The sequence below is a fragment of the Acinetobacter sp. UBA6720 genome (genome assembly GCF_002454215.1).
In the GTDB taxonomy this organism is placed as follows: domain Bacteria; phylum Pseudomonadota; class Gammaproteobacteria; order Pseudomonadales; family Moraxellaceae; genus Acinetobacter.
In genome coordinates, this window is sequence record NZ_DKIK01000098.1 from 1 (window position 1) to 20,158 (window position 20,158).

At 43.8% G+C, this 20,158-nt stretch carries 17 protein-coding genes; 16 read left to right on the top strand and 1 reads right to left on the bottom strand.

The genetic code is table 11. The features are described from left to right. From B4F08_RS08830 to B4F08_RS08875, 10 genes are all read left to right on the top strand, one after another. The coding region (locus B4F08_RS08830; RefSeq protein WP_291374183.1) for a hypothetical protein at positions 1–84 on the top strand (84 nt) is incomplete at its 5' end. Between the two features lie 13 nt (positions 85–97). Then, positions 98–1,129, top strand: coding sequence for an arginine N-succinyltransferase (astA, locus tag B4F08_RS08835; protein ID WP_034171394.1), 1,032 nt, complete (start codon positions 98–100; stop codon positions 1,127–1,129). Beyond that, complete coding sequence (astD, locus tag B4F08_RS08840; RefSeq protein WP_291374165.1) at positions 1,129–2,598, top strand: succinylglutamate-semialdehyde dehydrogenase; 1,470 nt, start codon at positions 1,129–1,131, stop codon at positions 2,596–2,598. The genes astA and astD overlap by 1 nt, the downstream gene beginning before the upstream one ends. A gap of 25 nt (positions 2,599–2,623) precedes the next feature. After that, on the top strand, positions 2,624–3,964 hold the full coding sequence (gene astB / locus B4F08_RS08845) for an N-succinylarginine dihydrolase (protein WP_119063789.1): 1,341 nt from the start codon (positions 2,624–2,626) through the stop codon (positions 3,962–3,964). 21 nt (positions 3,965–3,985) lie between these two features. After that, a complete protein-coding gene (astE, locus tag B4F08_RS08850; protein WP_291374166.1) occupies positions 3,986–4,966 on the top strand; it encodes a succinylglutamate desuccinylase in 981 nt (326 codons plus the stop codon). A gap of 399 nt (positions 4,967–5,365) precedes the next feature. Continuing rightward, the gene (locus B4F08_RS08855) at positions 5,366–6,865 is read left to right on the top strand and encodes an amino acid permease (RefSeq protein ID WP_086208656.1); all 1,500 of its coding nucleotides are present in this window, start codon (positions 5,366–5,368) and stop codon (positions 6,863–6,865) included. Positions 6,866–6,925: 60 nt separating this feature from the next. Next, a complete protein-coding gene (gene alr / locus B4F08_RS08860) occupies positions 6,926–8,158 on the top strand; it encodes an alanine racemase (RefSeq protein ID WP_086208894.1) in 1,233 nt (410 codons plus the stop codon). A gap of 558 nt (positions 8,159–8,716) precedes the next feature. Continuing rightward, a complete protein-coding gene (locus tag B4F08_RS08865; RefSeq protein WP_414632469.1) occupies positions 8,717–10,963 on the top strand; it encodes a TonB-dependent hemoglobin/transferrin/lactoferrin family receptor in 2,247 nt (748 codons plus the stop codon). 65 nt (positions 10,964–11,028) lie between these two features. Continuing rightward, the gene (locus B4F08_RS08870; protein WP_291374168.1) at positions 11,029–11,838 is read left to right on the top strand and encodes a hypothetical protein; all 810 of its coding nucleotides are present in this window, start codon (positions 11,029–11,031) and stop codon (positions 11,836–11,838) included. A 93-nt stretch (positions 11,839–11,931) separates the two neighbouring features. Continuing rightward, positions 11,932–12,744: a DUF4198 domain-containing protein gene (locus B4F08_RS08875; protein WP_291374169.1), complete on the top strand. Its 813-nt coding sequence runs from the start codon at positions 11,932–11,934 to the stop codon at positions 12,742–12,744. A 103-nt stretch (positions 12,745–12,847) separates the two neighbouring features. Here the strand turns inward: B4F08_RS08875 and pcaU are convergent, their stop codons facing one another. Continuing rightward, positions 12,848–13,672 (bottom strand): IclR family transcriptional regulator PcaU, encoded by an 825-nt coding sequence (pcaU, locus tag B4F08_RS08880; RefSeq protein ID WP_291374184.1) that lies wholly within the window; start codon positions 13,670–13,672, stop codon positions 12,848–12,850. A 280-nt stretch (positions 13,673–13,952) separates the two neighbouring features. On the opposite strand from pcaU, the gene B4F08_RS08885 reads away from it, so the two are divergent. From B4F08_RS08885 to B4F08_RS08910, 6 genes are all read left to right on the top strand, one after another. Further along, positions 13,953–14,633: a 3-oxoacid CoA-transferase subunit A gene (locus B4F08_RS08885; protein ID WP_291374170.1), complete on the top strand. Its 681-nt coding sequence runs from the start codon at positions 13,953–13,955 to the stop codon at positions 14,631–14,633. 13 nt (positions 14,634–14,646) lie between these two features. Next, positions 14,647–15,300 (top strand): 3-oxoacid CoA-transferase subunit B, encoded by a 654-nt coding sequence (locus tag B4F08_RS08890; protein WP_291374171.1) that lies wholly within the window; start codon positions 14,647–14,649, stop codon positions 15,298–15,300. A gap of 88 nt (positions 15,301–15,388) precedes the next feature. Next, on the top strand, positions 15,389–16,594 hold the full coding sequence (gene pcaF, locus B4F08_RS08895) for a 3-oxoadipyl-CoA thiolase (RefSeq protein WP_291374172.1): 1,206 nt from the start codon (positions 15,389–15,391) through the stop codon (positions 16,592–16,594). Positions 16,595–16,616: 22 nt separating this feature from the next. Continuing rightward, positions 16,617–17,972, top strand: coding sequence for a 3-carboxy-cis,cis-muconate cycloisomerase (pcaB, locus tag B4F08_RS08900; RefSeq protein WP_291374173.1), 1,356 nt, complete (start codon positions 16,617–16,619; stop codon positions 17,970–17,972). A gap of 8 nt (positions 17,973–17,980) precedes the next feature. Further along, positions 17,981–18,757, top strand: a complete 777-nt coding sequence (gene pcaD / locus B4F08_RS08905) for a 3-oxoadipate enol-lactonase (protein WP_414632470.1) — start codon at positions 17,981–17,983, stop codon at positions 18,755–18,757. A gap of 42 nt (positions 18,758–18,799) precedes the next feature. Beyond that, complete coding sequence (locus B4F08_RS08910; RefSeq protein ID WP_291374175.1) at positions 18,800–20,155, top strand: MFS transporter; 1,356 nt, start codon at positions 18,800–18,802, stop codon at positions 20,153–20,155. Positions 20,156–20,158: the final 3 nt, after the last annotated feature.

Genomic DNA, 20,158 nt, shown 5'->3' on the forward strand with positions numbered 1-20,158 from the left:
CCATCATTAATTATTCCAGAAGCAGATATCGAAGCCGGTTTACAACGCTTTGAACGTGCGCTCGCGCGCTTTGTTGGCGCGTGATAGGCCACTGGTTATGATGATTGTTAGACATGCAGAGCATCGAGATTTAGATGATATCTACATTCTGGCGGGGAAGTCTGGCATTGGCCTGACTTCTTTACCCCAAAATAAAGAGATCTTATCGGCTCGTATTGCACGCACGCAAAAGACCTTAGCGGGTCAGGCAACACCGAGTGAACAGGGCTATTTATTTGTTTTAGAAGATACCTTGTTACAGCGTGTGGTTGGCGTCAGTGCAATTGAAGTTTCAGTGGGTTTAACTGAGCCTTTCTATAACTACCATGTGGGCAAACAAGTCCATGCCTCACAAACTCTGAATGTTTATAAAACCTTAAACACGCTGTTTTTAAGCAATGACCATACTGGTTGTAGCGAACTCTGCACGCTGTTTTTAGACCCAGAGTACCGTAAAGACCAAAATGGAAAACTGCTGTCGAAGATTCGTTTTCTGTTTATCGCTGCTTTTAAACAAGCTTTTCAAAATAAGCTGATTGCGGAAATGCGTGGTTATTCCGATGAAAATGGTCGTTCGCCATTTTGGGATGCTTTAGGCCATCACTTTTTCAATATGGATTTCTCGACTGCGGATTACCTCAGTGGTATAGGGCAAAAAGTCTTTATTGCGGAGTTGATGCCACGTTTTCCTGTGTATATCGACTTGCTGCCGATGGCTGCGCAACAAGTAATTGCACAGGTGCATCCGCAGACGGTTCCAGCCTCTCGTGTGTTGGAGTCAGAAGGGCTGTGTTACCAAGGTTATGTCGATATTTTTGATGCAGGCCCGACACTTGAAGCCGAAGTCAGTAGCCTGCGTGCTGTCAAAGACAGTCACACTTGTGCAGTGAAAATCGTCGATAGCGTTCCAGATGATGCAGGGCGTTATTTGGTGGCAAATGATCGCTATCAAGACTATCGCGCGATTTTGATTCAGCATGCGGCTGAGTCTGACAGTTTAAGTTTAACGGTAGAACAAGCGCATGCCCTTGGTGTGCAAGCAGGGCAAAGCATTCGTATGTTGCCTTTAGATAAGATGGAGCAAAAATAATGTCACAAGGGAATTTATATATAAACGGGACATGGTCTCCAGCGCAAGGTGCAGCATGGGACAAACTCGATCCTGTTACGCAAGAAACAATTTGGCACGGTGCAGAAGCGACAGCTGAGCAAGTTGAACAAGCTTGTCAGTCTGCACGTGCTGCCTTTGCTGCTTGGGCACGTCGCCCTTTAGCTGAGCGTCTTGAAATTATTCAACGATTTGCCAGCTTGTTAGAACAAAACAAACAACAGCTTGCAACGATTATTAGTCGTGAAACCAGTAAGCCGATTTGGGAAACGTTGACTGAGGTTCAGTCGATGATTGCTAAGGTAGCGATTTCAGTGCGTGCTTATCACGAACGTACAGGTGAAAGTCTGACGGAAATGCCAGATGGTGCAGCGTCTTTACGTCACCGTCCGCATGGTGTGTTGGCTGTATTTGGCCCGTATAACTTCCCAGGTCACTTACCCAATGGTCACATCGTCCCTGCGCTGATTGCAGGCAACACTTTGGTCTTTAAACCAAGTGAATTGACGCCGTGGACTGCGGAAGAAACGGTCAAATTATGGCAAGAAGCGGGTTTACCTGCGGGTGTGTTGAACTTGGTGCAAGGTGGTCGTAGCACAGGCGAGGCACTTGCACAGTCACATGAAATTGATGGTTTGTTATTCACAGGCAGTGCCAATACAGGTTATCACCTGCATAAACAATTGGCTGGTGCTCCAGAAAAAATTCTCGCTTTAGAAATGGGCGGTAATAACGCATTAATTATCGACGAGATTACCGATATTGATGCGGTGGTGAATTTAACCGTCCAATCTGCCTTTATTTCAGCGGGTCAGCGTTGTACCTGTGCACGCCGTTTAATTATTAAAAATGGTGCTGTAGGCGATGCCTTCATTCAACGTTTGGCTGAAGTCAGCCGTAACTTGGTGGTGGGTCAGTGGGATGCTCAGCCACAACCGTTTATGGGTGGTGTGATTTCATTGCATGCTGCACAGCAAATTTTACAAGCACAACAACGCCTGATTGATTTAGGAGCGCAAGTTCTGCTCCCTGTGACTCAAGCGGATGCCAACAGTAGCTTGTTAAGTCCAGGTCTTTTAGATGTGACCCATGTGAGTGATGTACCTGACGAAGAATATTTTGGTCCATTGAGCTGTATCTATCGTTATGACCACTTTGATGAGGCTTTGGCACTAGCAAATGGTACTCGTTTTGGATTGTCGGTGGGTCTAGTTTCACCTGACCGTGCGCTGTTTGATCGTTTATTGATTGAAGCACGTGCAGGCATTGTGAACTGGAACAAACCATTAACAGGCGCGTCAAGTGCTGCACCCTTTGGTGGTGTAGGTGCATCAGGAAACCATCGTGCCAGTGCTTTCTATGCCGCAGATTACTGTGCATGGCCAATGGCATCACTGGAAAGTCAGCAGGTAAGCCTACCTGAAAAATTATCGCCAGGCATTGTGCTGTAAGTCGACAGAATAAGGGAGTTTAGAAATGTCAGGCTATGAAATTAATTTTGATGGTTTAGTCGGTCCAACACACCACTATGCAGGATTGTCATTCGGAAACGAGGCATCTACCAAAAACCAAAATAATCTTTCCAACCCGAAGTTGGCTGCCAAGCAAGGTCTGTTAAAGATGAAAGCTTTGGCCGACATGGGGTTAAAGCAGGGTGTATTTGCACCGCAAGAACGCCCTCATGTCCCGACTTTGCGCAAATTGGGCTTCCGTGGAGATGATCACAGCGTGATTGAACAAGCGATGCGTACCTCGCCTGCATTGTTATCCGCGTTGAGTTCAGCATCCTGTATGTGGACTGCCAATGCGGCAACCGTTTCACCGTCGGCGGACAGTGCAGATGGTCGTGTGCATTTTACTGCGGCGAATTTAAACAACAAATTCCACCGTTCGATTGAGCATGACACCACATCGCGTGTTATGGCAGCGATGTTTAACGATGAACGTCACTTTGCCCATCACGAAGCGCTGCCACCTGTGGCATTGTTTGGTGATGAAGGCGCGGCGAATCATAACCGTTTAGGCGGTGCTTATGATCAGGCCAGCGTGCAAGTGTTCGTTTATGGTCAGCAGTTCCTCGGTGGTGGTATTGGCCCGAAACGCTATCCTGCGCGTCAATCCTTAGAGGCGAGTGAAGCCGTAGCACGTTTACACCAGCTCAAAGCGGAACAAACGGTATTTATACAGCAGCATCCCGATGTGATTGACCAAGGTGTCTTCCACAACGACGTGATTGCGGTGAGTAACCAAAACGTCTTGTTCCACCATCAGCATGCATTTTTGAATCAGTCTGAAGCATTGTCAGAAATTCGCGAAAAAATGGCGCGCTTGGGTCAAGAATTCGTCTCCATTGAAGTTCCTGATCAGCGTGTTTCTGTGAAAGATGCGGTCAATACGTATTTGTTCAATAGCCAATTACTCACCCGTGCCGATGGCGGGATGAGCATTGTGGTGCCTGAAGAATCACGTCAAAACCCAGCAGTGTGGGGTTATTTAAACGACATGATCCAAATGGGTACGCCGATTGACGACATCAAGGTGTTTGACCTACGTGAAAGTATGCGCAATGGCGGTGGCCCTGCATGTTTACGTTTACGTGTGGCGGTGAATGAAGCAGAGCTGAATGCAATCAACCCAAACCTGTTCATGAATGATGCCTTGTTTACCCGTTTAAACACGTGGGTGGATCAGTACTACCGTGACCAGTTGGCGCAACAAGATTTGGCTGACCCGCAATTACTGATTGAAAGCCGTACTGCGTTAGATGAACTGACGCAAATTTTGAACTTAGGTTCGGTGTATCACTTCCAACGTTAAGCAATCGTGCAGGGAAAGCAGATGATAGATTTTCTAGGTGATGTTTTAGCACAACGTGTCCCGACAGTTACGCATGGCGTACAGCATGATTTTCGTTGGGAATGGTTGGCTGAAGGTGTTTTATCTTTTACGCCGCAACAGGCTTATGAAAAAGCAGTCGTGCTTTCCGCGGGTGTGCATGGCAATGAAACTGCGCCAATCGAGTTGTTGGCGCAGCTGAGTCAAGATTTGTTTGCAGGAGTATTAGAGCTCAAGGTTAAGTTATTGCTGATTTTAGGGAATCCTATCGCGATTCGCTCGGGGCAACGCTATGTTGAAAATGATATGAACCGCATGTTCTGCGGGGCCTATCAACAATTTACCGACACAGTTGAAGCGCAGCGGGTGGCGGTCTTAGAACAGATCGTCACCGCTTTTTTTAATGATAGTTCAGCTCAAGTACGACGCTATCATTACGATTTGCATACCGCGATTCGCCCATCTTTGTTGCCGACTTTTGCCTTATTTCCTTATCAAACCCATGACTATGATGCTGTGATGTTAGACAGCCTAAACGCTGCGGAATTGGATGCCTTAGTGTATCACAATGCTGTAGGTCGTACTTTTACACACTTTAGCAGCTCTCAGTTTCAAGCGGCCAGTTCGACGCTAGAACTTGGTCATGCAAAACCCTTTGGACAAAATGATTTGACAGCATTCGCTGCGATTAATCATGTGCTTCGCGCTGTGGTGAGTGAGCAGTCCTTACCTGTGCGCCAAAAACAAGCAATTCAAACTTTTCGAGTCGTTGATTCGATCATCAAAACTGAAGAAGACTTCCAACTGAATTTGGCAGATGCTGCGCCTAATTTTTCTGTGTTTGAAACTGGTGCTGTCATTGCCTTACAACAGGGCAAACCGTATGTGACTGCACCAGAGCAGGTTCGGATTTTGTTTCCGAATACTCAAGTGAAAAAGGGATTAAGAGCAGGGCTGATCTTAACTGAGGTTTATTCAGGATGATTTTAATCAATTTATTAAATGTGCTGATGGTGGTTTATCGAACTTAAGTCGTTAAATTAATTTTCAATGGAATTGAATATATGGATATTGTTAAAAATATTAATTCAATATTTTTATCTACTGATTATAAGGTAACTTATGGTTGGTGGATTTTTTTGCGTTTATTATTTATTAAATTATTGTTTTTTAATAAAAAATATTTGAATTTGGCATAGGTTTTGCAAGTCGTGTAAACATTATTTAGTGGCTGATAAAGGATTAACTCTACTGGCTCTGAATAGTAAAAATTAATGTTATTGAAAGATAATATGTAGCTTAATTTGGACTGAAATGAAATAAGAAATTATTTTAAAAAAGTCCCATATTTACACCCGTTGGGCTGTAAATTGGAGTAAAAATATGATGAATGGAAAACAAGCCCATCAACAAAAAGAACCTTTAGAAGGTGATTTATTGGGTGGACATCATTACGAGTCAGTTGAGGAAGAACAACTGCAACGCTCACTAACCAATCGTCACATTCAGATGATTGCGATTGGTGGTGCGATTGGTACAGGTCTCTTTATGGGATCGGGTAAGACGTTGGCTGTGTCAGGTACATCCATTATTCTGACCTATTTAATTATTGGTTTCTTCTTCTTCTTCGTCATGCGTGCGATGGGGGAGTTACTGCTTTCCAATACCAACTATAAATCTTTTGCTGATTTTGCAACGGCATATTTGGGTCCATGGGCAGGCTTCTTTTTAGGGTGGTCGTACTGGCTTAGCTGGATTGTCACTGCAATTGCCGATGTGATTGTTATTGGGGGCTATGCACAGTTTTGGTATCCTGATCTCCCCGCATGGATACCCGCTTTCACCTCCATTGCCATTTTGACTTTGTTGAATTTCGTTGCTGTAAAGTTATTTGGTGAAGTCGAGTTCTGGTTTGCTTTAATCAAGATTATCGCAATTATTTTATTCCTATGTGTTGGTATATATCTCATTACCATTGGATTTGTCTCTCCAGATGGTGTCAAAGCGTCGTTAGCTCATGTGGTTGAGAAAGAGTCTTTGTTCCCATACGGTTTAACTGGCTTTTTAGCAGGGTTCCAAATTGCAGTATTTGCCTTTGTCGGCATTGAATTGGTGGGTACTACTGCGGCAGAAACCAAAGATCCGCATTATGCTTTACCACGTGCGATTAACTCGATTCCATTACGTATTTTATTGTTCTATATCGGTGCTTTGGTTTGTATTATTGCAGTCACTTCTTGGTCACAAATTTCTCCAGATAAAAGTCCATTTGTTGAAATGTTTACCTTAATTGGTTTGCCTGCGGCAGCCAGTATTGTCAACTTTGTGGTGGCAACCTCTGCCATGTCTTCTGCGAATAGTGGTGTGTTTGCGACCAGCCGTATGTTGTTTGGTTTGGCTGTAGAAAAAGATGCACCGAAAAGTTTTGCCAAACTGTCGAAAAGTAAAGTGCCTGTGCTGAGCCTTATATTTTCAATGTTCTGTGTAGTGGTAGGAACGTCGATTCTGTTTATTGTGCCGAATGTCATGACAGCATTCATTATCATTTCAGCCTTTACTTCTATTCTATGTATTTTTACTTTTGCCATGATTATTTTGTCGTATCTGGCTTATCGTAAAAAAGACCCTGAATTACATGAGCAGTCGGCGTATAAAATGCCAGGTGGTCGATTCATGGCATGGTTTACCTTGTTATTCTTGATCTTTGTGGTGGCGATTTTAGCACTAGATCATGACACCATGATTTCATTGGCATTCTCCCCACTTTGGTTTATTGGCTTAGGTATTGCTTATTACTATAAAACGAAAAAATATGCAGAGCGCAGTTGGATTTTGACCCATGGTCGCCGCATTGAGCATGATGATATGCAAGAAAATAATTAGTGAAAAGTGAGAGAGGGTATTTACCCTCTCTTTTGTTATAACGATGAAGAGGGTTTTATTTTGAAAAAGTCGACATTATTTGCTTGTATGTTAGGTGCAGGGCTGTTGAACATCAATAGCAGTTTTGCAGCGCCTTTATTAACCACGCATATTTCAGCCAGCCAATCAGCCGCGCCTCAGGCCAATGCTTGGGTTGAAATTAATGTGCAGGCCTTTGAGCAAAATATTCAGACTTTGCAGCAGCAATTACAAGACAAAAGTCAAATTTGTGCAGTCATGAAAGCTGATGCGTATGGTCACGGGATTGAACTGTTGATGCCGAGTATTATGAAGCTGAATGTACCTTGTGTGGGGATTACCAGTAATGCCGAAGCGGCAATGGTACGCCAGTCTGGTTATCAGGGACGCCTATTAAGACTACGTGCAGCCACAGACCAAGAGATTCAAAATGCGGCTTCTTTAAATATGGAAGAGTTGTTGGGCAATTATGAGCAAGCACAACGTATGTCGCAGTGGGCAAAACAACAGGGTCTAACCATTAAATACCATTTAGGTTTAAATGCAGGTGGTATGGACCGAAATGGTTTAGAGCTGAATAGTGAAATGGGCAAACAGCAAGCGCTACGTATGACTAAATTAGCCAATCTAAAACTGGTGGGGATTATGACCCACTACGCAGTAGAGGATGAGCAATATGTGCGTGACCATCTGGCGGTGTTTAACCAGCAAACGGACTGGTTGATTAAAAAAGCCAAATTAAAACGTGAAGCGCTGACTTTACATACCGCAAATTCTTTTGCGACCTTAACTGTTCCAGAGTCACATTTAGATATGGTTCGTGCGGGTGGCGTGATTTATGGCGACAGCCTTCCAGATCGGGTCGAATATAAAAAGCTGATGGCCTTTAAAACCCAAGTGGCAACAGTTAATGCCTATTTGAAAGGCACAACAGTCGGCTATGACCAAACCTATACCTTGAAGCGTGATTCGCTGTTGGCGAACTTACCACTTGGCTACTCAGATGGTTATCGACGTGCCTTTAGTAATAAAGCCTATGTACTGATTCGAGGCCATAAAGTGCCTGTAGTTGGACGAACTTCCATGAATACCACTATGGTAGATGTCACGGACTTTCCTGATATTCGTGCCAATGATGAAGTGGTGCTCTTTGGTCAGCAAGGCGCTGAAAGTGTCAAGCAAAGCGATTTAGAAGAATACAATGGTGCCTTGCTAGCAGATGTTTATACCATGTGGGGTAATTCTAACCCTAAGGTTCTGGTACGGCACGATTAATAAACGACCAGTATTCGGTATGCTTGGAGATAACTTAAACCTACCGATAGTTTGAGTTGAGCAACTATTCATCGCCTTTTTAAAGGGGTGTCTGGTTGTTTATACAGAGTGAATGAGTCAATTGAAGGCAGTACATATTGAATGATGTGCTGTCTTTTTTCATGGCTGTATTTGATAATTTTGGGTTAGAGAAGCTGAAGCCTTGAGGGATGTTGGCCTGCTCTCAATCAATTTTAAAATAGTGTGGTTCTTCTGATTTTAAATGCTTTAGATCGTCTGAACGTTGTTGATTTTACATTTACAACACGAATGTAGTGATGAAATCTGCACTGAACGACAAAAAGCAAAAACCGATTTTTTGAACAACCTTCTCCATTCCTAAAATAAAAGCAAATACTATTTGTAAATAATAATCTAATTGATTATTATTCGCATCCACATAGTCTTCCTATCTCAATTATCTTTATAGGTCTCAGGCATTGAGGCTCTGGAAAAATAAATTGGATTAAGAGTAATGATTATCAATATCATTTAATAAGTGGGTTTAACCGCATGAGTATGAATCAATACCAGTCGCAATTTTCGGGCGACGAAGCTAAAATTTTGAACTTACGACCTTGCTATTTATCACTATGTTTAGCTGTTTTAATGACTACAGGTTTCAGCTCAAACAGCTTTGCACAAGAGAATGTCTCTGTTTCAACCTCTCTCCCTAAGATCACCGTATATGCTGAACATGAAGATCAGGCACCTGTTTCAAAAACCTCAATCAATAGAGACAACCTCGACAAGACGGGGGTAACCGATATGGCAAGTATCGTGAAATACTTGCCTCTCGTTCATGCTCCATTTTCGGTTGCAGGCAGTGGAACTTTTTTTGATGGGTCTGGTACAAGTAGTTATAACATTCGTGGTATTGATGCCAATCGTATTGGTTTAGATATTGATGGTGTAGATATAGCTGAAGCAACGGTTAGCTCTTATATTCCACCTAATAGTATGAGTCAACGTGGCGCTGGTCGTGACTATATTGAGCCTGAAATGTTTACATCAGTAGATATCGTTTCAGGAACAACAGATGCATCAACCGACGGTATTGGTGGGCGAGTCTCATTTAAAAATAAGTCTCCAGAAGATTATTTGGTGGATGGTAAAACTATCGCGGGGACTGCCAAAGTGGGGTATAGCTCTGCGGATGAAGCGTGGTTAAGCTCTGTGACGGGCGCGGTAGGTAATGACGAGCTTAAAGCCTTAGTGGCTTATGCACATCGTGATGGGCATGAAACAAAACCTAACTCTAAAACCAAAGCATTTCCGACCGATTGGAAGTCTGATGCTGTATTGGGACGAGTACTGTGGACGTTATCCGATCAGCATCAATTTAATTTGACTGGGGACTTTTACCGCAAAACTGCCGATACTACAGGTATTAGTGCAAGTTTATTTAGCAACTATAAAAGTGATGCCACCCAACAGCAAGATATTGACCGTACCCAATTTAGCTTAGAACACATTTACAAACCTGCAAACTTTGCTTTGTTTGATCAGTTGAAAAGTAAAATGTGGTATCAAGAGTCAAATAATGAAACTGATACATCATTCATGAACAGTGCGACAGTCGCACGTGACTTTTCAACGACATATAAAGAAAAAAATACAGGGATTAAGTTTGATGCACTGAAGCGTTTGAGCAATCAAACTCTAAAATATGGATTGGCGGCAGACCAGAAAGATTATTCGAGTACTAAAGTGGACTTACGTAATGGGGCGAAATTGTCAACACTCTATCAAAACGGTTATTTACTTGATTCTGAGCTCAAACGTTATTCTGCTTACCTCTCTGATGAGATCCGTTTAGACCTCTTAGGGCGTGATTTAACTTTAACACCATCAGTTCGCCTTGAACGACAAGAGTATCGCCCGGACTCTTCTGCATATAGTGATGTGCAAGATCGTGATTTTAGTTATGTTTCACCTGGTTTTTCAGCAGGTTATCAGTTTAATCCAGAAAACTATAGCTATTTTAAATACACCCGCGGTACACGTATTCCTTCGCCAACAGAGATGGGCGGGATTTATCAAACCACGGCAGCTAATCCAAGCTATATCGTGATTGGTAATTCAAACTTAGATAAAGAAACCAGTGATGCGTTTGAAATTGGACTGAGAAATACTTCAATTGACGGTATAAAGTTTGATATCACAGGCTTTTATACGAAGTATAGCGACTTTATTGATTATTATAATTATGGCTATACAGCACAGTATACTAATGGTTATTACCGTGCAGAAAACTTAGCCAATGCCACAATTTGGGGGGGGGAGCTGTCTACGCGCATAGATCTAGGTCAATTTATTTCAAACTCAGATGGATTTAGTTTGGCATTAGTAGCTGGAAAAACGAAGGGAACTGCGAAAAATAAAGATGGTTTGAAAACTGGTGTGAACTCGGTTCAACCTGAAAAGGGAAGTTTAACTTTTGCTTATGATAACCCCAATAAAGTCTTTGGTTTAGGTCTAACTGCAACAGCAGTCGGGGACAAAATTGCGTCCAAAGATGTCACGACTTATCAAGATGATGTTGAGTACCAACGTGTTGCTGGCTACACCATTTTTGACTTATCTGCTTACTGGAATATCAATAAGTTCACCAAAGTGAATGTAGCTTTTAACAACATCTTTGATAAGACCTATTGGGATTACTCCGCAGTTGGCACCATCACAGGAACGAATCAAGCCAGTTTAATAGATCGCGCAGCCGAATCAGGTCGAAATATTGTCGCAAGTGTTGAATTTAAATACTAAATTTCAAAGCTAGATAGAACAGGTATTCCATCCAGCAAACTTAACTTTCAGGAAATGAAATCATCATGAAAATCATGTCTACATGGGTAATGGGTATCGCGATGCTCAGCGCTTCAGTGAGTATTTTAGCAGCAGATAAAACAGCGCAAACAGATGTATATCAACAAGCTTATGCTATTCATGCGCTCTATCATCCAGAAAATAAGCAACCCAATGCTTCCGAAGTGACACAACAATATATACAAGATTATGCTGCACTTTTTAGCAATAATAAAAAGGTGACAGCTGAACAGTTTGCCCAATTTGAACAGACACGTTTAGACCCCGTACTCAAGCAACGCCGTGAGATGTCTTTAAAACAGGCACATGTTCGTTACGGTATTTTAGATAAAAGCAAAGATCAAAAGTTAACGTTAAAAGAGTTCCAAGCCTCTGGTGAAAAGACTTTTGATGGCTTTGATCTGAATCAAGACGGTTTGATTAATGCAGAAGATGCTCAGTTGGCAGGAGGAAGTATAGGAACACATGATGGTTTTCGTGCCAAGTTACCTATTTCGATGCCGATGCCAAGCAATGTGGCTGAGTTTATCGCGCAATATGGACAGGGTAAAAATTATGTAACTTTAGGCGACTATCTAACCGCACGCGATAAACAATTTTTTGAGACGGACAGCAATCAAGATTTGATCGTGACTGAACAAGAATATGTCGATGAGTTTATGCAGCGTTTTGACCGTAATTTAGCGACAGGTACGACTCAAATGCAGGAGATTGCTGGACAGCAATTCAAAGCGATTGCAAAAGGTAAAACCACCATTCAAGCAAACGATATTAAACAGTATGCGAAAAAAGTAGGGCAAGCCTCAGCCCAATAAACCAGCCATACCTTTAAGTCATGTATGAGTGGCTTAAAGGTAAAACTAATTAGGTTGACGATGGACAACGATACATCAATGGAATATTCAACGATGAAAAAAATAGGTTTGACTTGCTTACTGAGTATCTTGGTCGTAAATAGTTGGGCACATGCACCTTTTGTTGCGCCAAGCAGTTATGTGGTAGAAGGTGGCAACACTGCAGTTTTGGCAGGATTTGCAGAGCAAGCTTTTGACTCAGAAGTAGCCATTAAAGGCTTTAATTTTAAAGTGCTTACACCAAAGGGTGAAACTCAAGAATTAACATTGAGTCATAGTAAAGTTTTAAGTTTGGCTGATGTGAAAACGGATCAAGCAGGAACTTATACAGTTACAGGGCTCCGAACAGGTGAGCTTAAATATGCAAAAGTTGGCCAACGTTGGTTGCGGGTATTAGATGCAAAAACTGAAGGTTTATCACCACTGACTGAACGTCATTTTGTTACCCCAAGTGAAGTACAAGCGAAAAGCCAGCAGTTTACTGTGCAACGTTTTGATCAGTTGCTGAGTTATTTTTCTAAGCAACAGCAGAGTGAGCTGAAGCAAGAGTATACCCAACAAGGTTTAAGTTTGGTATTTTCAAGTCATCCAAATCAAATTTCATTAAAAAAACCATTCACAATAAAATTAAACTTGGGAAATAAACCTGCGTCAGGTTTTCAGGTAACACTAGAAAAGCAAATCACCACATTGGGAGAGGCTGAAAAAGTGACTCAGTTGCAGACCAATGGTTCAGGTGAGGTTACTTTGCCTTTTCCAGCGGTCGGGCAATACCTTGTGACTATGACCTCACCTGAACAGTCTGAAAAGTTTCGACCGAATGCTCAGACCTATAGAACGATTTTGAGTTTATACGTAAATCCTTAAATGTAAGCTAAGGCTAAAGAGGTCATTTACTGAAATCTGTTCGAGTTCATCTCAACTGAATCACAGGTCTGTGAGTGACAAGTGCCGTTATTTTTTTTGAGCATCAAAGAATATTACGTAGTTCGCGCGCAGTTTCTTGTAGCAAAGGCAGTATGTGTTGAATCAAATATTCTTTGGTTGTTCGCATGGTAGGGGAAACAATATTTAAGGCTGCAACGACTTTTAACTGTTGCCCATAAATCGGAACGGCAAGTGCATGTACGCCCAATTCATGTTCTTCACATGAATAACACCAACCTTGCTCTCGAATTTCATGCAATAAGGCCAGAAACGTTTCATTATTGGTATGGGTGTATTTGGTGAGGCGTTGTAGCGGATATTGATTCAGCCATTCACACTGTTCCTGATCGTCGAGATAGGCCAATAAAATTTTACCTGCTGATGTGGCATGTGCAGGTAGACGATTGCCCAAATGTAGGCCATAAGGATTGACACGATCTGTTTGTTGATGTGCGGCGCTACGTGCAATAGTAATGGCTTCATAGCCGTCTAAAACCATCACGGAAAAAATGAGTGAGGTTTGATTGGTCAGCAGGTTCAGTAGAGGTTGAGAAATTTTGGGAAGTTGTGCTCCACCTAAATAAGCGCCTGAAAATTTGAGAATTTTAGGAGTTAAATAAAAATAATGACCATCAGACTCTAAGTAGCCTAAATATTCAAGAGTGAGTAAATGGCGTCGTGCTGCGGCACGGGTCATGCCTGTACGTTCCGCTGCCATAGTGATATTTAAACGATGTCGGTCAGTACCAAAGCTATCGAGAATAGCCATACCTTTACTGATCCCTGCAACAAAGTCTTCATGTCGAATGGTTTTCTTATTATTGTGATTATGTATTCGCCTTTCTATTCGTTCTTTTTCTTCATGCATTTCGGTATCCCTATCCATTTTTATCCTTTGTCTATTTTTACTATAGCGTGAAATCAGAGTGAAATAATCAGGTTTTGTTCGATATGTATATAAATTGTTCGATGATCGAACAAAACCTATGCTCACTATCTAGTCGAAAATCACTAAATTATAAAAAATGAGCAGATAAGGAAATCTAACTAAAAGACTAGGGAATCTTGTCGAAAATAAAGTAGCCCATGAGTATAGGTTAGTTTTCCGCGCCTTTTCAAATTTGCATGATGCACAATGGAGTTATCTAATGATAGATAAAAGTGCGGCATCCCTCGCGGAAGTGCTCTCCCAAATCACCGACGGCTCAACCATCATGATTGGTGGTTTTGGTACAGCAGGACAACCTGCTGAACTGATTGATGGCTTGATTCAACTCGGCATTAAAGACCTCACTATCGTCAGTAACAATGCTGGCAATGGCGACTATGGGTTAGCCAAGCTCCTCAAAGCGGGTGCTGTGAAAAAAGTCATTTGTTCGTTCCCGCGTCAGTCCGACTCTTGGGTCTTCGATGAACTCTATCGTGCAGGCAAAATCGAATTGGAGCTGGTGCCTCAAGGTAACTTGGCCTGTCGTATTCAAGCCGCAGGTATGGGACTGGGTGCAGTCTTCACGCCTACAGGCTACGGTACTTTATTGGCCGAAGGCAAAGAAACCCGTCACATCGAAGGTAAAGATTATGTACTGGAATATCCAATCAAAGCCGATTTTGCTCTGATTAAAGCTCAGCAAGGCGACCGTTGGGGTAACTTGGTCTACCGTAAATCGGCACGTAACTTCGGCCCGATTATGGCCATGGCCGCAGGCGTGACCATTGCCCAAGTCTCTGAAGTGGTGGACTTAGGGGCTTTAGACCCTGAACACATCATCACCGCAGGTATTTTTGTTCAACACGTGGTGCAGGTTCAACCTGAACCTGTTGCTGTGTAATCGGGAGAACATCATGAGCTATCAAAAACTCAGCCGTAACCAAATTGCAGAACGTGTGGCACAAGACATTCCCGATGGTGCCTATGTCAACTTAGGTATTGGCTTACCGACCAAGATTGCCAGTTATCTACCGTCAGACAAAGACGTGTTCTTACATTCTGAAAATGGACTGTTGGCTTTTGGTCCACCGCCAGCCGCAGGTGAAGAAGATCCTGAGTTGATCAACGCGGGTAAAGAATATGTGACCATGCTGCAAGGCGGTGCCTTTTTCCATCATGGGGATTCTTTTGCCATGATGCGTGGTGGTCACTTAGATATTGCAGTCCTCGGTGCCTTTCAAGTCGCAGCCAATGGCGACTTGGCCAATTGGCATACTGGTGCACCTGATGCGATTCCTGCGGTTGGCGGTGCAATGGACTTAGCGGTCGGTGCCAAGAAAGTCTTTATCACCACCGACCATGTGACCAAACAAGGTGAACCGAAGATCGTGGCTGAACTGAGCTATCCAGCGACAGGTTTGAAGTGTGTCGATCGTATTTACACCGACCTGTGTGTGATTGATGTCACCGCAGAGGGTTTAAAAGTGATTGAGAAAGTCGACGGTTTAAGCTTTGCAGAATTGCAGGCCATGACGGGTGCTCCGTTGGTGGATGCGACGCAAGGATAATTAATCCCTCCCGACCTCCCTTTAAAAAGGGAGGAGTTTCCCCCTTGAGTAAAGGGGGATTAAGGGGGATTCCAAGGGAAAATGAAATATGAAAAACGCTTACATTATTGATGCCATCCGTACTCCATTCGGACGTTATGCAGGTGGACTCGCTCCAGTGCGTGCCGATGACTTGGGTGCAGTGCCAATTCAAGCCTTGATGCAACGCAATCCAACAGTAGATTGGACTCAAGTCGATGACGTGATCTACGGCTGCGCCAACCAAGCGGGTGAAGACAACCGTAATGTCGGTCGTATGTCAGCACTCCTTGCTGGCTTACCCGTTGAAGTTCCTGCCACGACTGTGAATCGTTTATGTGGCTCATCACTCGATGCAATTGCGATGGCAACCCGTGCGATTAAAGCAGGTGAAGCCGATCTGATCATTGCCGGTGGCGTGGAAAGCATGTCTCGTGCACCCTTTGTCATGGGTAAATCAGAAACCGCGTATGGTCGTAGCCAAAAGATTGAAGACACCACCATGGGCTGGCGTTTTATCAATCCTAAGCTGAAAGCGATGTATGGTGTAGACACCATGCCGCAAACCGCGGAGAACGTGGCACAACAATTTAATATTGATCGTGCAGATCAAGACCAGTTTGCCTTGACGAGTCAACAGCGCACCGCAACCGCGCAAGCTCAAGGCTTTTTTAAACATGAGATCATCCCTGTGAGTATTGCACAGCGTAAGGGTGATCCAATTGTGGTCGACACGGATGAACATCCACGTGCCTCGACCACACTCGAAGGTTTGGCAAAACTCAAGCCAGTCGTCACAGCAGAAGGCACCGTCACTGCGGGGAATGCTTCAGGCATCAATGACGGTGCGGCTGCTGTACTGATTGCTTCGGAACAAGCGGTTGAGCTGTACCAACTTAAACCACGTGCCAAAATCATTGCGTCTACGGCTGTGGGAGTAGAACCACGCATCATGGGCTTTGCACCTGCGCCTGCCATCAAAAAATTACTCAAACAAGCCAATCTGACATTAGAGCAGATGGATGTGATTGAACTAAATGAAGCCTTTGCAGCACAAGCACTGGCAGTCACGCGTGATCTTGGTTTAGCAGATGACACCACTCAAGTGAATCCAAACGGTGGTGCAATTGCCATCGGTCATCCACTCGGTGCATCGGGTGCGCGTTTAGTCACCACGGCTTTAAACCAGTTAGAACAAACGGGTGGAACCTATGCCTTGTGTTCGATGTGTATTGGTGTCGGTCAAGGGATTGCAATGATTATTCAGCGCGTTTAAAGCAGAGTTAAGGATAGCGATCATGAGCCAGTTATATGCCAGCTTATTTTACCAAAATGAGGTGACTGAAATTTTCAGTGATCGCGCGTTGGTGTCATACATGATTGAGGCTGAAGTTGCCCTGGCACAATCGCAGGCTCAGGTCGGTGTCATTCCAGAATCTGCAGCAACAGCAATTTCCCAAGTTGCCCAGACTGCGATTGATCAGATTGATTTTGATGCTTTAGCTCTTGCTACAGGCTTGGCGGGCAATATCGCGATTCCTTTTGTGAAGCAATTGACTGCAATTGTGAAACAAAATGATGAAGATGCTGCGCGTTATGTGCATTGGGGCGCAACCAGTCAAGACATTTTAGACACTGCCTGTATTTTGCAATGTCGTGCTTCGCTACAACAGGTGGAATCTTTAATTCAACAATGTTACCGCACTGCATTGACCCAAGCTGAACAATATCGCTCACAAGTGATGATTGGGCGCACGTGGTTACAGCAGGGTCTACCCATTACGTTGGGTCATAAATTAGCGCGTTGGGCTTCGGCTTTTCATCGTGATTTGACCCGTATTGAAGCCATGAAATCACGTGTGTTCACTGCGCAATTAGGCGGTGCAGTGGGTTCATTGGCATCTTTGCAAAATCAAGGCACAGAAGTTGTGCAAGCATTTGCAGCACAGTTACAACTTTCTGTTCCAAGCTGTACTTGGCATGGTGAGCGCGACCGTATTGTCGAAGTGGCGAGTGTTCTCGCAATAGCGACAGGTAGTTTGGGCAAAATGGCACGTGACTGGTCTTTGATGATGCAAACTGAAATTGCAGAAGTATTTGAGCCAGCAGCGAAAGGGCGTGGTGGCTCATCAACCATGCCACATAAGCGTAATCCTGTTGCTGCGGCATCCGTATTAGCAGCAGCCAATCGTGTGCCTGTGCTGATGTCGAGTTTGTACCAAAGCATGGTGCAGGAACATGAGCGTAGTTTAGGTGGATGGCATGCAGAATGGTTGGCATTACCTGAAATTTTCCAACTCTGTGCTGGTGCTTTAGAGCGGACTTTGGATGTGTTACAGGAGATGCAAGTCAATGTTGAAAATATGCAACGCAATTTGGAATGTACGCAAGGCTTAATTATGGCGGAAGCGGTGATGATGGCTTTGGCACCACACATCGGACGTTTACAAGCTCATCATCTGGTAGAGGACGCATGTAAAACAGCTGTTGCAAAAGGTGTGCACTTAAGAGATGTGATTGCTGAATTGGATCAAGTTAAAAACTTATTCAGCGTAGCCCTGATTTCAGAAATTTTTAACCCCGCGTCATATCTCGGCAATATTCAAGACCAGATTGATGCGGTGTTGCAAGAAGCAAAAGGAGAGGCAAAGTGAATATCACGATGACCAATCGTCAAGGCAAGACTTTATCCGTGGCAATCAGTGGGCAAGACCATGCACCTGTGATTGTATTTTCAAACTCATTGGGTACCGATAAAGGCATGTGGCAGCCACAAGTTGCTGCCTTCGAACAGCAGTTCAAAGTGGTGACTTATGACACGCGTGGTCATGGGCAAAGTGATGTGATTGAGCAGACTACTGTACAAAACCTTGCAGAAGATGTGATTGATATTCTTGATGGTTTAAACATTGGAAAAGCGCATTTTTGCGGGATCTCAATGGGCGGTATGACGGCTTTGTGGCTCGGTATTCACCATGCAGATCGTTTTCATAGTATCACTGTGGCGAACTCAGCAGCCAAAATTTGGACTGAAGAAGGTTGGAATGCTCGTGCAGATGCTGTGACAGCCAATGGCTTAGCAGATTTGGTTGCGACTACGCATACACGCTGGTTCAGCGAGCAGTTTGATTATCAACACGATGCTTTGGCTCAGCGTACCATTCAGTCTTTAGCGACTACGCCAGCATTGGGTTATGCAGAATCTTGCCGAGCATTGGCTAAGGCTGATTTGAGCACAGAAATTCAGCAGATTCAGATTCCAACTTTAGTGATTGCGGGTGCATTTGACCCAGTCACGACAGTGGCAGATGGCGTTTTTATGCAACAACAAATTCAAAAGAGTGAACTCGCGGTGATTGACGCATCACATCTTTCCAATATTGAACAACCTGAGCTGTTTAACCAAACCCTGACTCAGTTTATTGGAACGATTCAATAGTTTAAGGATTTTTAAAAGGACTTTCAGCCCAAGGAGGCAGGTATGGCGTCTCAGGAATACGCTACTCAAAAAACGAGTATAGACGCACAAGCACTGATTAATGATGCACCGATTAGCAAATATCAGTGGTTGATCGCAATTGTATGTTTTCTCATTGTTTTTGTTGACGGTATTGATACTGCGGCAATGGGTTTTATTGCTCCAGCCTTGGCACAAGACTGGGGGATAGACCGCTCGCAATTAGGGCCAGTCATGAGTGCGGCTTTAGGTGGCATGATTATTGGCGCTTTGGTGTCTGGTCCAACCGCTGACCGCTTTGGGCGAAAGATTGTTTTAAGTGTTTCGATGCTGATTTTTGGTGGCTTTACTTTGGCATCAGCCTATGCGTCTGACTTAAATACCTTGGTGGTCTTGCGCTTTTTAACGGGTATTGGTTTGGGTGCTGCAATGCCGAATGCAACCACGCTATTTTCTGAATATTGCCCGCAGCGTTCACGTTCGTTACTCGTGACCTGTATGTTCTGTGGTTACAACTTAGGTATGGCGACAGGTGGCTTCATCAGCAGTTGGTTGATCCCAACCTTTGGTTGGCACAGCTTATTTTTACTGGGCGGTTGGTCACCACTGATCTTGATGATCTTGGTGATTTTCTTCCTGCCAGAATCCTATCGTTTCTTGATTGTGAAAGGTCGTGACCCCGAAAAAGTTCGTAAAATTTTGACGCGTATTGCACCGACGCAAGTACAGAGTGTCACTGAGTTTCATGTACCTGAAGAAAAAACCGAAGGTGCCGAGAAGAAAGGTGTGTTTGGCATGCTGTTCTCTCAGAAATATGTCAAAGGCACGGTTTTATTGTGGCTGACCTATTTCATGGGTTTGGTGATGATTTATCTACTCACCAGTTGGTTACCAACCTTAATGCGTGAAACTGGCGCAACCATGGAACGTGCTGCATTTATTGGTGGTTTATTCCAGTTTGGCGGTGTACTCAGTGCTTTATTTATTGGCTGGGCAATGGACCGTTTCAACCCGAACCGCATTATTGCAGGCTTCTACTTTGTCGCGGGGATCTTTGCTTTTGTCGTTGGTCAGAGCTTAGCAAATCCAACCCTACTTGCCATTTTAGTGCTTTGCGCAGGTGTCGCAATTAATGGTGCACAGTCGGCAATGCCAGCGCTGAGTGCTCGTTTTTACCCAACCCAATGCCGTGCAACAGGTGTGGCATGGATGTCTGGGATTGGTCGTTTCGGTGCGGTATTTGGTGCATGGATCGGCGCAGTTCTACTGGGCAATGACTGGTCGTTTACTGCCATTTTAAGTCTGCTGTTAATTCCAGCAACAGCAGCAGCAGTCGCTATTTTTGTTAAATCACTGGTCGCACATACCGATGCGACCTAATTG